Source organism: Streptomyces sp. NPDC002580, assembly GCF_042889485.1.
In the GTDB taxonomy this organism is placed as follows: domain Bacteria; phylum Actinomycetota; class Actinomycetes; order Streptomycetales; family Streptomycetaceae; genus Streptomyces.
The window spans coordinates 321834-334726 of sequence record NZ_JBIAQZ010000003.1 but is presented as its reverse complement, the minus strand read 5'-3'; the positions used below and the strand labels follow the sequence as shown (position 1 = coordinate 334726).

The 12893-nt window shown below is 70.3% G+C and carries 12 protein-coding genes; 6 read left to right on the top strand and 6 right to left on the bottom strand.

The features are described 5' to 3' along the window. Positions 1 to 254: 254 nt before the first annotated feature. The gene (locus ACFYW7_RS12470; protein WP_389500995.1) at positions 255 to 1214 is read left to right on the top strand and encodes a helix-turn-helix domain-containing protein; all 960 of its coding nucleotides are present in this window, start codon (positions 255 to 257) and stop codon (positions 1212 to 1214) included. Then, a complete protein-coding gene (locus ACFYW7_RS12465) occupies positions 1211 to 1705 on the top strand; it encodes an LURP-one-related/scramblase family protein (protein WP_389500993.1) in 495 nt (164 codons plus the stop codon). Before ACFYW7_RS12470 ends, ACFYW7_RS12465 begins: the two co-directional genes overlap by 4 nt. Before the next feature lie 107 nt (positions 1706 to 1812). Here ACFYW7_RS12465 and ACFYW7_RS12460 read toward each other — a convergent pair whose 3' ends face one another. Further along, complete coding sequence (locus tag ACFYW7_RS12460) at positions 1813 to 2628, bottom strand: carbon-nitrogen family hydrolase (RefSeq protein WP_389500991.1); 816 nt, start codon at positions 2626 to 2628, stop codon at positions 1813 to 1815. A gap of 154 nt (positions 2629 to 2782) precedes the next feature. Between ACFYW7_RS12460 and ACFYW7_RS12455 the strand changes: the two genes are divergently transcribed. After that, complete coding sequence (locus tag ACFYW7_RS12455; protein WP_389500989.1) at positions 2783 to 3607, top strand: maleylpyruvate isomerase family mycothiol-dependent enzyme; 825 nt, start codon at positions 2783 to 2785, stop codon at positions 3605 to 3607. A 113-nt stretch (positions 3608 to 3720) separates the two neighbouring features. Here the strand turns inward: ACFYW7_RS12455 and ACFYW7_RS12450 are convergent, their stop codons facing one another. Further along, a complete protein-coding gene (locus ACFYW7_RS12450) occupies positions 3721 to 5019 on the bottom strand; it encodes a nitrate/nitrite transporter (RefSeq protein ID WP_389500986.1) in 1299 nt (432 codons plus the stop codon). Beyond that, positions 5016 to 5666 (bottom strand): GntR family transcriptional regulator, encoded by a 651-nt coding sequence (locus ACFYW7_RS12445; RefSeq protein WP_389501640.1) that lies wholly within the window; start codon positions 5664 to 5666, stop codon positions 5016 to 5018. Before ACFYW7_RS12445 ends, ACFYW7_RS12450 begins: the two co-directional genes overlap by 4 nt. Positions 5667 to 5891: 225 nt before the next feature. Here ACFYW7_RS12445 and ACFYW7_RS12440 point away from each other — a divergent pair, with 225 nt between their 5' ends. Further along, entirely contained in the window at positions 5892 to 6791 is a 900-nt protein-coding gene (locus ACFYW7_RS12440) for a D-alanyl-D-alanine carboxypeptidase family protein (RefSeq protein ID WP_389500984.1), read from the top strand. 153 nt (positions 6792 to 6944) lie between these two features. Continuing rightward, entirely contained in the window at positions 6945 to 7931 is a 987-nt protein-coding gene (locus tag ACFYW7_RS12435) for a Bro-N domain-containing protein (RefSeq protein WP_389500982.1), read from the top strand. An 84-nt stretch (positions 7932 to 8015) separates the two neighbouring features. On the opposite strand, the gene ACFYW7_RS12430 is transcribed toward ACFYW7_RS12435, so the two are convergent. From ACFYW7_RS12430 to pdhA, 3 genes are read right to left on the bottom strand one after another with little or no spacing between them, the layout of a single operon-like run. After that, the gene (locus ACFYW7_RS12430) at positions 8016 to 9488 is read right to left on the bottom strand and encodes a dihydrolipoamide acetyltransferase family protein (RefSeq protein WP_389500980.1); all 1473 of its coding nucleotides are present in this window, start codon (positions 9486 to 9488) and stop codon (positions 8016 to 8018) included. A 10-nt stretch (positions 9489 to 9498) separates the two neighbouring features. After that, positions 9499 to 10479: an alpha-ketoacid dehydrogenase subunit beta gene (locus tag ACFYW7_RS12425; RefSeq protein WP_389500978.1), complete on the bottom strand. Its 981-nt coding sequence runs from the start codon at positions 10477 to 10479 to the stop codon at positions 9499 to 9501. Between the two features lie 2 nt (positions 10480 to 10481). Continuing rightward, positions 10482 to 11705 carry a pyruvate dehydrogenase (acetyl-transferring) E1 component subunit alpha gene (gene pdhA, locus ACFYW7_RS12420; protein WP_389500976.1) on the bottom strand — a complete coding sequence of 408 codons (1224 nt, stop codon included), beginning with the start codon at positions 11703 to 11705 and terminating at the stop codon, positions 10482 to 10484. Positions 11706 to 12116: 411 nt separating this feature from the next. Here pdhA and ACFYW7_RS12415 point away from each other — a divergent pair, with 411 nt between their 5' ends. Further along, complete coding sequence (locus ACFYW7_RS12415) at positions 12117 to 12782, top strand: response regulator (protein WP_389500974.1); 666 nt, start codon at positions 12117 to 12119, stop codon at positions 12780 to 12782. Positions 12783 to 12893 lie beyond the last annotated feature (111 nt).

Sequence of the window (12893 nt, the reverse complement as noted above, 5' to 3'; positions counted from 1 at the left end):
GGGAGTTCGCCGCAATCCCGGGGCGGGCTCCCGGAGCGCCACCGAGGCACGAGCCCGAAGCGACCCCCGTGCAGGAGCCTCCACCCGAGACCGACTCCGCCCCGAAGCGGGAGGCCGGCACCGGCCCCTCGCTGAAGTTCCGGACGACCGCCCGGCAGGGGCCCGGCACCGCACCCGTCCGGGGTCCCGGCCCCGGACCCGGCCGAGACCCCGGACAGGGCGACCCCTCGCCGCCCCGGCCGCATCGCGTCGTCGTGATCGTCGATGAAGGGACCAACCCCTTCGAAGTCGGCGTCGCGACCGAGCTGTTCGGCCTGCCTCGGCCCGAGCTGGGGCCGGCGGAGCCGCTCTACGACCTGACCCTGTGCGCCCCCACCCCCGACGTCCGGATGAACCACGGGTTCTTCACCCTGGCCCAAGTGCCCGGTCTCGACGCGGTGGACGACGCCGACACCCTCGTGGTCCCCGGCCGGCCGGACAACCTCGTACCCCGCGGGCCCCTCGTCCTGGACGCGATCCGGCGCTCCCACGCCCGCGGGACCCGCGTGGTCAGCTTCTGCACCGGAGCCTTCGCGCTCGCCGAGGCGGGGCTGCTCGACGGACGACGGGCCACCACCCACTGGCGCTGGACGGACACCTTCCGGAAACTGCACCCCGAGGTGCTGCTGGATCCGGACGTGCTCTTCGTGGACGAGGGAGACGTGCTGACCGCGGCGGGCAGCGCCGCCGCGCTCGACCTCGGGCTGCACCTCGTGCGGCGCGACCACGGCGCGGAGATCGCCAACGCGGTCTCCCGCCGCCTGGTCTTCGCCGCACACCGCGACGGCGGCCAGCGCCAGTTCGTGGAACGGCCGCTGCCCGGCGTGCCCGACCACTCGCTGGCACCCCTGCTGGCCTGGGCGCTGGAGCGACTGGGTGAACCGCTGACGGTCGGGGACCTGGCGGTGCGCGCCGCCGTCAGCCCGGCGACACTGCACCGCCGATTCCGCGCCGAACTCGGCACGACACCCCTCGCGTGGCTGACGGCGGAACGGGTCGCCCTGGCCTGCCGGCTCATCGAGCGCGGCGAGGTCCGGCTCGACGTGGTGGCGGACCGCAGCGGACTGGGGACCGCCACGAACCTGCGCGAGCGGGTGCGCCGGGCGACCGGACTCAGCCCGTCGGCCTATCGACGGCGTTTCGGACCGGCCGCCGGGGAACCGGTGACGGCATGAGATACCTCGTACGCGACCGACTGCTCGGCTTCGGTGACGACTACTGGATCGAGGACGACCACGGGAACAAGGTCTTCCTCGTCGACGGCAAGGCCATGCGGCTGCGGGACACCTTCGAACTGAAGGACACCAGCGGACGCGTCCTGATCGACATCCACCGGAAGATGCTCGCGCTGCGCGACACGATGGTCATCGAGCGGGACGGCGACCCGCTCGCGACCGTCAAGCGCAAACGCCTGTCCCTGCTCCGCAACCACTACCGCGTCTCCCTGGTCGACGGCACCGAACTCGACGTCAGCGGCAAGATCCTCGACCGCGAGTTCGCGATCGACTACGACGAGGAACTCCTCGCCCAGATCTCCCGCCGTTGGCTCCACCTCCGTGACACCTACGGAGTCGACGTCGTACGGGAGGACACCGATCCGGCGCTGCTGATCGCGGTGGCCGTGTGCGTGATCCATCTGGCCGAGAGGGAACGGGGAGACGACTGACGGGGACGGTCGGCGAGGCCGGCCGGCCGAGGCGGCCGGCGGGGTCGGACGGCGGGCGAGAACCGGCCGGGAAGCCCCGGCCGCGTCCCCGGGCGGGAGGCGGCCGGTCAGCGGCGGGGGGTCTCCAGGCCGAGGAGCCGGTCCTTCAGGGCCGGGAACTGTTCCCTCGTCGCCGCGACCTTCGCCGGGTCGAGGTCCACCGTGAGGACCTCCTCGCCCGGGCCCGCCTCCGCGAGGACCTCTCCCCACGGGTCGACCACGATCGAGTGACCCGCCTGGGGAACGCCCGCGTGCGTACCGGCCGTTCCGCAGGCGAGGACGTACGCCTGGTTCTCCACGGCACGGGCCCGCGCCAGCAGGGTCCAGTGGGAGCGGCGGCGCTCGGGCCAGCCCGCCGGGACGACGAAGGTCTCGGCCCCCGCGTCGACGAGCCCGCGGAAGAGTTCGGGGAAGCGGAGGTCGTAGCAGGTGGCCACTCCCAGCACCGTCCCCGGCAGCGGCACGGTCACCAGTTCCGTGCCCGCGCCCATCAGCACGGCCTCGCCCTTGTCGAAGCCGAAGCGGTGGATCTTCCGGTAGGCGGCGACGAGTTCACCGGCGGGGGAGTAGACGAGGGAGGTGTTGTAGAGGGCGGCTTCCGTTCCCGGCCCGGGACCGGCCGCGGCGCGCTCGGGGATCGAACCCGCGTGCAGCCACACGCCCGCGTCGCTCGCCGCCTTGCTCATCGCCTCGTGGGTCGGCCCGTCGAGCGGCTCGGCCCACGTCCCGAACTCCTCGTAGGCGAAGGCGCCGGTGGTCCACAGCTCGGGGAGCACCACGAGATCGACTCCGGCTTGATCTCGTACCAGGTCCGCCACACGACGTCTACGGACAGAGACCGATTCGTCGTCGTTTACGTCGATCTGGAGGAGCGAGGCGCGCACACTACCACCGTCCTGGCATTCGAGCCGTCGATACGGGCCTACGATCGTCACACGAAAGCACTGCCGGGGTGCCTCACAGCAGCGTAACTTAGCGTCCCAAGACACCCGCTGCCTGTGCACTGCCCGCGTCCAACCGCCCGAGGGGTCCCGTTCCGTGAGTCTGCATCCGAGCCTTCAGTCCTACGCCGACGCCTGGGCCCACTCGATCGAAGCGATATCCGAGCTGGTGCAGCCGCTTGTGGAGGGCGAGTGGAACCGGCGGACTCCGTGTCCCGGCTGGTCGGTCCGCGACATCGTCTCCCATGTCATCGGACTGGACTGCGAGATGCTCGGCGACCCCCGGCCGATCCACACGCTCCCCCGCGACCTCTACCACGTGACGAACGAGCACCAGCGCTACATGGAGATGCAGGTCGACGTGCGCCGGCACCACACGGCGCCGGAGATGACCTCCGAGCTGGAGTACACGGTCATCCGCCGCAACCGGCAGCTGCGGAACGAGACCCGGCAGCCCGACGCCAAGGTGCGCGGTCCGCTCGGCACCGAGGTCACCCTCGAACAGGCGATGCGCAACCGCGCCTTCGACGTGTGGGTGCACGAGCAGGATCTGCGGGCCACGCTGGGCCGACCGGGGAACCTCGACTCCCCCGGTTCGCAGATCGTCCGGGACAACCTGCTGGCCGCGCTCCCGAAGGTCGTCGCGAAGAACGCCGGGGCGCCGGCCAACTCGGCCGTCGTCTTCGACGTGCACGGGCCGGTCGAGTTCCTCCGCACCGTCCGGATGAACGCCGACGGGCGCGGCTCGATAGACGGTGCCCCCTCGCTCGGACCCGCCGCCAGCCTCTCCCTCGACTGGGAGACCTTCGTCCGCCTCGCGTGCGGCCGCGTCAGCGCCGACTCCGTGGCCGACCGCATCAAGACCGAGGGCGACCCGGACCTGACGGCGGCGATACTGCGCAACTTCGCCGTCACCCCGTAACGGAGCGGGCAGGGCAGCACAGAGCTGAACAGCACAGGGGCTGGGCGGCACAAGGGCAGGGCACGACCGGGCAGGGCGGAGCGGAGAGAGCGGGGCGCTCTCCGCTCCGGCGGCTAGACCGGCACGTGCACCGTCTCCACCCGGCTGGCCACCAGCCGTTCCCGCTCCCGGCGGGCCGCCTGCTTCCTCAGGCGGAAGATCTGGCTGAGCCCGACCGCCTGGAGAACGAACACGGCGGAGAAGGCGATCCGGTAGTTGTCGTCGGTGGCGTCGAGCAGAAGACCGACGGCCAGCAACGTCGTCATGGAGGCGACGAAACCACCCATGTTGGTGATCCCGGACGCGGTCCCCTGACGCTCGGGCGGATTCGCCGGGCGCGCGAAGTCGAAGCCGAGCATCGAGGCCGGTCCACAGGCCCCGAGCACGGCGCAGAGCACGACCAGCACCCACATCGGCGCGTGCTCGCCGGGACAGACGATGACCCCCGCCCACACGAACGCCGTCGCCGCGACCGTGCCCAGCGCCAGCGGCAGCCGCGCGGTGTGATGCCGGGCGACGACCTGCCCGTACACCAGTCCGACGACCATGTTGGACAGGACGACGAGCGTCAGCAGCTCACCGGCCGTGGCCCGGGACAGGCCCTCCTCCTCGACGAGGAACGGCAGCCCCCACAGCAGCAGGAACACCATCGCCGGGAACTGGGTGGTGAAGTGCACCCACAGACCGAGCCGGGTACCGGGTTCCCGCCAGGACGCGGCGATCTGCCGGCGGACGTACGCGGCACCCCGGTGCGGGAACGGCTCCGGCTCGTGCCCCTCGGGGTGGTCCTTCAGGAAGAGCAGCAGCAGGACGAGGACGACCACACCGGCGGCCGCGCTGCCCGCGAACGCGGCGGTCCAGCCCACCCCGTGCAGCAGCCTGGCGATCACCAGCGTCGAGACGAGGTTGCCCGCCATGCCGGCCAGCCCCGCGAGCTGCGCGACGAGCGGACCGCGCCGGGCGGGGAACCACCGGGTGCCGAGCCGCAGCACGCTGATGAACGTCATCGCGTCTCCGCAGCCCAGCAGGGCGCGCGAGGTGAGCGCCATGCCGTACGACGAGGAGAACGCGAAGCCCAGTTGGCCCGCCGTGAACAGCACCACGCCGATGGTCAGCACCCGCTTGGTGCCGAGCCGGTCGACCAGCAGCCCGACCGGTATCTGCATGCCCGCGTACACGAGGAGCTGGAGGATGGAGAAGGTCGACAGCGCGGAGGCACCCACGTGGAAGCGGTCCGCGGCGTCGAGCCCGGCCACTCCCAGCGAGGTCCGGAAGATGACCGCGACGAAGTAGACCGAGACGCCGATGCCCCAGACCGCCATCGCGCGCCGGCCGCCCGGCGGATCGCCGGGCAGTGTGGCCGAGGAGCTCATCGGACCTCACCGCGCGCCAGGTTGGAGAACCAGCTGACATGTCCGTGGATGAGTTCGACGACCGCGTCGGCGTCCCCGGAACGCAGCGCCCCGAGAATCTGCTCGTGCTCGGTGAGCGTCTTGAGGATCCGGTCGGGGTGGGCGTGCATCACGGCGACCCCCATCCTCAACTGCCGGTCGCGGAGCTGGTCGTAGAGCCGGGAGAGGATCTCGTTGCCGCCGCTGCGCACGATCTCGGCGTGGAAGCAGCGGTCGGTGACGGCCGCGGCGGCCAGGTCTCCGGCGGCCGCCTGCTCCTTCTGCTGGGCGAGCAGCTCCTCGAGGCGGGCGAGGAGCCGCGGTGACGCCGGTACGGCCTTGCGCGCGGCGTGCTCCTCGACGAGCTGGCGGGTCTCGACGACGTCCGCGATCTCCTGGGCCGAGACCGGCAGGACGAGCGCGCCCTTCTTCGGGTAGAGCCTGATCAGCCCCTCGGCCTCCAGGCGGAGCAACGCCTCGCGGACCGGGGTGCGCGAGACCCCCACGGCGTCGGCGAGTTCGCCCTCGGTGAGCAGGGTCCCGCCTTCGTAACGGCGTTCCAGGACACCCTGCTTGACGTGTGCGTAGACGCGGTCGGCGGCGGGCGGCTGCTTCACGGGAGGTCGCATCGGCGCGAGAGGGGCGGAAGACATGCGCACATCATAGATACAACAGGTACGCATGCCTGAAGTCATGTCAGCATGCGGACCCCACCCCTTCCAGATGTAACCCAGGTCACAGATTTTCCACCCTGTCGCCGTACATCCCTTTACGCTCTTCATGAGTCCGAACGTGGGACGGCACTGCCATGTGCCGTTCTCCCAGGGGCATTTCGCGCATACGGAGCGTTCATTTTGATTACCGGCATTAAGGGCACGCGTTTCCGCAGGGCCGCCGCTGTGACCCTCACGACCGGCGCCGTGCTGGCAGCCGGAGGTTTCGGCGCCGCGCCCGCGGGCGCCGTCGCCACGCCCACGATCGCCGCCAAGGGCGGCTACACCATGAACAACGGAACCGGCACGACCCTCTACAAGAAGGCCGCGGACACCAAGCTGTCCACCGGTTCCACCACGAAGATCATGACGGCCAAGGTGGTGCTGTCCCAGCCGAACCTGGACCTGAACGCCACGGTCAAGATCTCGAGCGCGTACAGCAACTACATCGTCGACAGCGGCTACGTCTCCTCGGCCCACCTGATCGTCGGTGACAAGGTCAGCGTCCGCCAGCTCCTCTACGGTCTGATGCTGCCGTCCGGCTGCGACGCCGCCTACGCGCTCGCCGACAAGTTCGGCTCGGGCACGACCCGCGCCGCCCGCGTGAAGTCGTTCATCGGCAAGATGAACACCACCGCACGGAGCCTCGGCATGACGAACAGCCACTTCGACTCGTTCGACGGCGTCGGCCACGGCGCGAACTACTCGACGCCGCGCGACCTGACGAAGCTCGCCAGCAGCGCCATGAAGAGCACCACGTTCAAGACGGTCGTGAAGACCGTGACCACCAAGCAGAAGGTGACGACCGCGAGTGGCGGCTACCGCTACTACACGTGGGAGAACACCAACAAGCCGCTGCTGACCGGCTACTCCGGAACGATCGGCATCAAGACCGGCTCGGGCCCCGAGGCGAAGTACTGCCTCGTGTTCGCCGCCACCCGCAACGGCAAGACGATCATCGGCACGGTGCTCGCCTCCACGTCGGCCACCGTGCGTACGTCGGACGCGACGAAGCTGCTGAACTACAGCTTCGCCAGGTAGGGCGCACAGACAGCGACAAGGGGCCTGCCACGCATCACGCGGCAGGCCCCTTTCGTGATTTCCCGGTCAATTCACCCGCGTTGATGAACATCATTGCTCCGGCTGGCATATTCGATTTCCTCCGCCCTACGTTCCGCAGCGGAGGTGGTTCACATGAACGAACCCGGCAAGCGGCCCGACACGGGCAAGCGGAACGACGCGATCGACGCGGGCGACTTCGTCTACGCGGCTACGGGAGCCCGGGTCCGCCGGCTGACCGTGTACGGCGGGCATTGGTTCCCGGCGGTGGATGTCTGCAAGGAGTTGGGGTACGCCAACTCACGGAAGGCACTCGACGACCACGTGCCGGAAGACCACCGAGACAATCTCGAGACCGTAACTGGAAGTTACGGTCTCAGCGTTCCCGCAGGCAGGACCTGGCGCCGAGACTTGCAGATGATCGACCTCCAGGGTCTGATCCTGCTCGTCAACGGCTGCACCAAGCCCGCCTGCGCGCCGTTCAAGCAGTGGTGCGCCGAGGTGATCGAGACCGTCCAGCGGGAGGGCTCGTACACCCTGGAGGAGGCCGAGGTGCAGCCCGCCGAGCCGGGCGCTCCGATCGCGTACGCCATGCCGGAGCAGGTCGCCGAGGCGATCGTCCGGCTGGAGGAACGCAATCTCCAGGCGGACGAGCAACTCGCCGTCGCACAGAACGAGTCGCTGGCGTTGCAGCGGACCATGCTGGACATGCAACGGATCATGGTCGAGACGCAGCGTGCGTCGCTCGCCGCGCACCAGGCCATGGCTCAGGCCATGGAGCGCATCGCGAACCGGATCGACACGCTCGCCCTCGCCCTCGACCGTCCGGGACCCGCGCCCGCCGGTTCCTCCCCCGCGGACCCGACCACGGAATCCGTACTGGCCGACTGGCGGCAGCGGCTGTCCGTGACGTCGGACGTGTGGGCGGTGGCGGTGGTGATCGTCCCGGTTCTGGTCGAGACGGGTGAACTGCGTCAGCCGCTCGACTCCCTCGCGGCCCGTACCGGACTCTCGGTGCACCGGGTGAACGAATGCCTGCGCATGCTGCGCAAGCACGCCTGCATCCACTCCCGGGGCGGCGGCGAGGACGGGGCGCCGGTCTACGTGCTCGGCCGTCCCTGATCGGGCCCACGGACAGAGGGGCCGGCCGCAAGACGAAGTTGCGGCCGGCCCCTCTGTCCCGACTTTATCCGGTCGGTCCGGTTCTCACGCCCAGGTGATCAGCCGCTTGGGCTGTTCCAGGACGGCCGCGGTGTCCGCGAGGACCCGGGAACCGAGCTCGCCGTCGACCAGGCGGTGGTCGAAGGAGAGCGCCAGCGTGGTGACCTGACGGGGCTTGACCTTGCCCTTGTGGACCCAGGGCTGGAGCTTGATCGCACCGACCGCGAGGATGGCGGCCTCGCCGGGGTTGAGGATCGGCGTGCCCGTGTCGACGCCGAAGACGCCGACGTTGGTGATCGTCACCGTGCCGCCCGACATCGCGGCCGGCGAGGTCTTGCCCTCCCGCGCCGTCGCCACCAGCTCGCCCAGCGACTCGGCCAGCTGCGGCAGGGTCTTGCTGTGCGCGTCCTTGATGTTCGGCACGATCAGCCCGCGGGGCGTGGCGGCGGCGATGCCCAGGTTCACGTAGTGCTTCTGGACGATCTCCTGGTTCGCCTCGTCCCAGGACGCGTTGACGGCGGGGTTGCGCTTGATCGCGACCAGCAGGGCCTTGGCGACGAGCAGCAGCGGATTGACCCGCAGTCCCTGCATGTCCTTGTCCTGCTTGAGCTCCTCGACCAGTCGCATGGTGCGCGTCACGTCGAGGGTCACGAACTCGGTGACGTGCGGCGCGGTGAACGCGGACCCGACCATGGCGGTGGCGATCGCCTTGCGGACGCCCTTGACCGGGATCCGGGTCTCCCGCGCGCCGTCGTACGACACGGCCGGGGCCGGTGTCTGCGCCTGGACGCCGACCGGAACCTCCTGCGGGGCCGGGACCGGGGCCACGACCGGAGCCGGTGCCTGCGCCGGTGCCGGAGCCGCCGCCGCGTGCACGTCCTCCCGCGTGATGATGCCGTCCGGGCCCGAGGGGGTGACCGTCGCCAGGTCGACCCCGAGGTCCTTGGCGAGCTTGCGGACCGGCGGCTTGGCGAGCGGCCGCTGCCGGTCGGCGTGTCCGTGGCCGTTGAGCTCACCCTGGATCGCGGTGGCCGCGTAGAGCGTCTCGCCCTGCGGGGCCGGGGTCTCGGCGCCCTTGCGGGCGCGTCGCTTGGTGGAGGACACCGCCACGCCGTACCCGACGAGGACCGGCGTGCGGCCCTGGGGCTCGGCCTCCTCGGCGGGAGCCGCCTCCGCCACAAGAGCGGCGGGAGCGACAGGAGCGGCGGGTGCCTGCTCGGCGGCCGGGGCGGCCGGCGCGGGCGCCGTCCCGCCGGACACGTCCACCGCGATGATCACCTGGCCGACGTCCACCGTCGTGCCCTCGGGGAAGCGGAGCGCGGCCACCACCCCGTTGAACGGGATCGGCAGCTCGACCGCGGCCTTGGCGGTCTCGACCTCGCAGACGACCTGGCCGTCGGTGACCGTGTCACCGACCTGGACGTACCACTTGAGGATCTCCGCCTCGGTGAGTCCCTCGCCCACGTCGGGCATCTTGAACTCGCGGAGTCCCGACGCGTTCTCAGTCATCGTCGTCACGACTCTCTCCTCAGTACGCCAGCGAGCGGTCGACGGCGTCGAGCACGCGGTCCAGGCCCGGAAGGTACTCGTCCTCCAGGCGGGCCGGCGGGTACGGGGCGTGATAGCCGCCGACCCGCAGGACGGGCGCTTCCAGGTGGTAGAAGCACCGCTCGGTGATGCGGGCGGCGATCTCCGCGCCCGACCCGAGGAAGACCGGGGCCTCGTGCACCACGACCAGGCGGCGGGTCTTCTCGACCGAGGCCTGGATGGAGTCGAAGTCGATCGGGGACATCGAGCGCAGGTCCAGGACCTCGATCGACTTGCCCTCCTCCTGGGCGGCCGCGGCGGCCTCCAGGCAGACCTTCACCATCGGGCCGTACGCGACCAGGGTGAGGTCGGTGCCCTCGCGGATCACGCGCGCCCCGTGCAGCGGGCCGGGAATGGCCTCCTTGTCGACCTCGGCCTTGTCCCAGTAGCGCCGCTTGGGCTCGAAGAAGATCACCGGGTCGTCGCTCTGGATGGCCTGCTGCATCATCCAGTAGGCGTCGCCGGAGTTCGAGGGGGAGACCACCTTCAGGCCCGCCACGTGCGCGAAGAGCGCCTCCGGGGACTCCGAGTGGTGCTCGACCGCGCCGATGCCGCCGCCGTACGGGATGCGGATGACGACGGGGAGCTTGATCTTGCCCAGCGCCCGCGCGTGCATCTTGGCGAGCTGGGTGACGATCTGGTCGTACGCCGGGAAGACGAACCCGTCGAACTGGATCTCCACGACCGGGCGGTAGCCGCGCAGGGCCAGGCCGATCGCGGTGCCGACGATGCCCGACTCGGCGAGCGGGGTGTCGATGACCCGCTCCTCGCCGAAGTCCTTCTGGAGTCCGTCGGTGACCCGGAAGACCCCACCGAGCTTGCCGACGTCCTCGCCCATGATGAGGACCTTGGGGTCGGCGTCGAGGGCCGTGCGCAGCGATTCGTTGATCGCCTTGGCCAGCGCCATCTTCTCTGTCGTCATGGCTACTTGCCCTCCGCCGCGTCCGCGAACGACGCCTGGTAGGCGGCGAACTGGGCACGCTCCTCGTCGACGAGCGCGTGCCCGTCCGCGTACACGTTCTCGAAAATGGCGAAGTGGTCCGGGTCCGGCATGGCCCGGACGACTTCGCGTACTCGCTTGCCCAACGCCTCGCTCTCGACCTCGAGTTCCGCGAAGAACGCCTCGTCCGCGTACTTCGACGCCTCCAGGTAGGCGCGCAGGCGCAGGATCGGGTCCTTCGCCTCCCACGCCTGGCGCTCCTCGTCGGCCCGGTACTTCGTCGGGTCGTCGGAGGTGGTGTGCGCGCCCATGCGGTACGTGTACGCCTCGACGAGGGTGGGGCCCTCGCCCTGCCGGGCCCGCTCCAGGGCCCAGCGGGTCACCGCGAGGCTGGCGAGCACGTCGTTGCCGTCGACGCGGACGCCGGGGAAGCCGAAGCCCTGCGCGCGCTGGTACAGCGGCACGCGCATCTGGCGCTCGGTCGGCTCGGAGATCGCCCACTGGTTGTTCTGGCAGAAGAACACGACCGGTGCGTTGTAGACCGCGCCGAAGTTGAAGGCCTCCAGGACGTCGCCCTGGCTGGAGGCTCCGTCCCCGAAGTACGCGATCACGGCCGAGTCCGCGCCGTCCTTGGCGACGCCCATGGCGTAGCCCGTGGCGTGCAGCGTCTGCGAGCCGATGACGATCGTGTACAGGTGGAAGTTGTTGCTGTTCGGGTCCCAGCCGCCGTTGTTCACGCCCCGGAACATGCCGAGCAGGTTGGTCGGGTCGACCCCGCGGCACCAGGCGACGCCGTGCTCCCGGTAGGTCGGGAAGACGTAGTCGTCGTCGCGGGTGGCCCGGCCCGAACCGATCTGCGCGGCCTCCTGGCCGAGCATCGAGGCCCACAGGCCCAGCTCGCCCTGGCGCTGCAGGGAGGTGGCCTCCGCGTCGAAGCGGCGGCTCAGGACCATGTCCCGGTACAGGCCGCGCAGGTCCTCGGGGGTGATGTCGGCGACGTACGGGTCGTACGTGGCGTCCTTGACCCGCTTGCCTTCCGGGGTCAGCAGCTGAACGAGCTCGGGCTCACCGCCCGTCGCCCCGGGCGACTTCCTGGCGGCCGTGCGCTTGCTCGCGGCGCTGGTGGTACCGGTCGTACTGGCGCTCGCCGCGCTCTTCGTACCGGCGCTGCGTCGCGGCTTGCGCGCGGCAGTGCTCTCCACGGTCACGTGTGCTCCTCCGTCGGTCCGGCCCCCGGGGTTGCCGGCAGGCTGGTTCCCCCTCGCTCACTGTTTGAGCTCGGGGGAGCGGCTCGCCTGTTCCGGCACCCGTGCACGGGGTGGGTGCCACTCGGCCGGGAACAGGCGTGACAGGTGCCCCGGCGAGCGCCCTGCAACAGTCACGTTACCCAGTGCTTCACATTTCTGTGAAACCCCTCCTGACCTGGGATTTTGTAGGAAATCCAAGTACTTCGGAAGTTGGATTTCCTACTAGATCGCGCGGGTCGGGAACAGTCGCTGGTCACAGCACTGGTCGCAGCCTTGCAGGGGGCCGGAACACCGGCACGTTATCCCGGCCACCCCGGGCACGGGAAGAGCTCACCTGGGGCAATGCCCATGATCGTGTGTGACACTGACAGCGTGGGTGAAAGCGGGAAAATCACCGTATTCCTCCTCGACGATCATGAGATGGTCCGCCGCGGAGTGCACGAGCTTCTCTCGTCCGAGGACGACATCGAAGTGGTCGGCGAGGCCGGCACGGCGGCCGACGCGCTGGCCCGCATCCCGGCCACCCGCCCGGACGTGGCCGTGCTGGACGTGCGCCTACCGGACGGCAGCGGTGTGGAGGTCTGCCGTGAGATCCGCTCGGGGAACGCGGGGACGAACTGTCTGATGCTGACCTCGTACGCCGACGACGAGGCCCTGTTCGACGCGATCATGGCGGGCGCCTCGGGCTACGTCCTCAAGGACATCCGCGGCGCCGAGCTGCTCGCGGCCGTACGGGACGTCGCGGCCGGCAAGTCCCTGCTCGACCCGGTGGCCACCGCCCGGGTCCTGGAGCGGCTGCGGGACACGGGGGCCCCCAAGAGCGACGACGGACTCGCCCGCCTCACCGACCAGGAGCGCAGGATCCTCGACCTGATCGGCGAGGGGCTCACCAACCGCGGGATCGGGGAACGCCTGAACCTGGCCGAGAAGACGATCAAGAACTACGTGTCGAGCCTGCTGTCCAAACTGGGAATGCAGCGCCGCTCGCAGGCGGCGGCCTATGTGGCGCGCATCCAGGCGGAACAGCAGCACCACTGAGCGGTCCGGCGGCTCCGGGGGCAGCCCCGGACGCGACACGCGCGCGGAGCCCGTACAGGGCGCCACGCGCGTGGTGGGGCTTCCGGCAGCGTCCGTTCGGACCCTGCCGGA

Bases quoted from the DNA above. Each gene is read 5' to 3' on its own strand.
- ACFYW7_RS12435 (WP_389500982.1), top strand. From the start codon at position 6,945: ATGAACGAACCCGGCAAGCGGCCCGACACGGGCAAGCGGAACGACGCG.
- ACFYW7_RS12425 (WP_389500978.1), bottom strand. From the start codon at position 10,479: ATGACGACAGAGAAGATGGCGCTGGCCAAGGCGATCAACGAATCGCTG.
- ACFYW7_RS12465 (WP_389500993.1), top strand. From the start codon at position 1,211: ATGAGATACCTCGTACGCGACCGACTGCTCGGCTTCGGTGACGACTAC.
- ACFYW7_RS12450 (WP_389500986.1), bottom strand. From the start codon at position 5,019: ATGAGCTCCTCGGCCACACTGCCCGGCGATCCGCCGGGCGGCCGGCGC.
- ACFYW7_RS12445 (WP_389501640.1), bottom strand. From the start codon at position 5,666: ATGCGACCTCCCGTGAAGCAGCCGCCCGCCGCCGACCGCGTCTACGCA.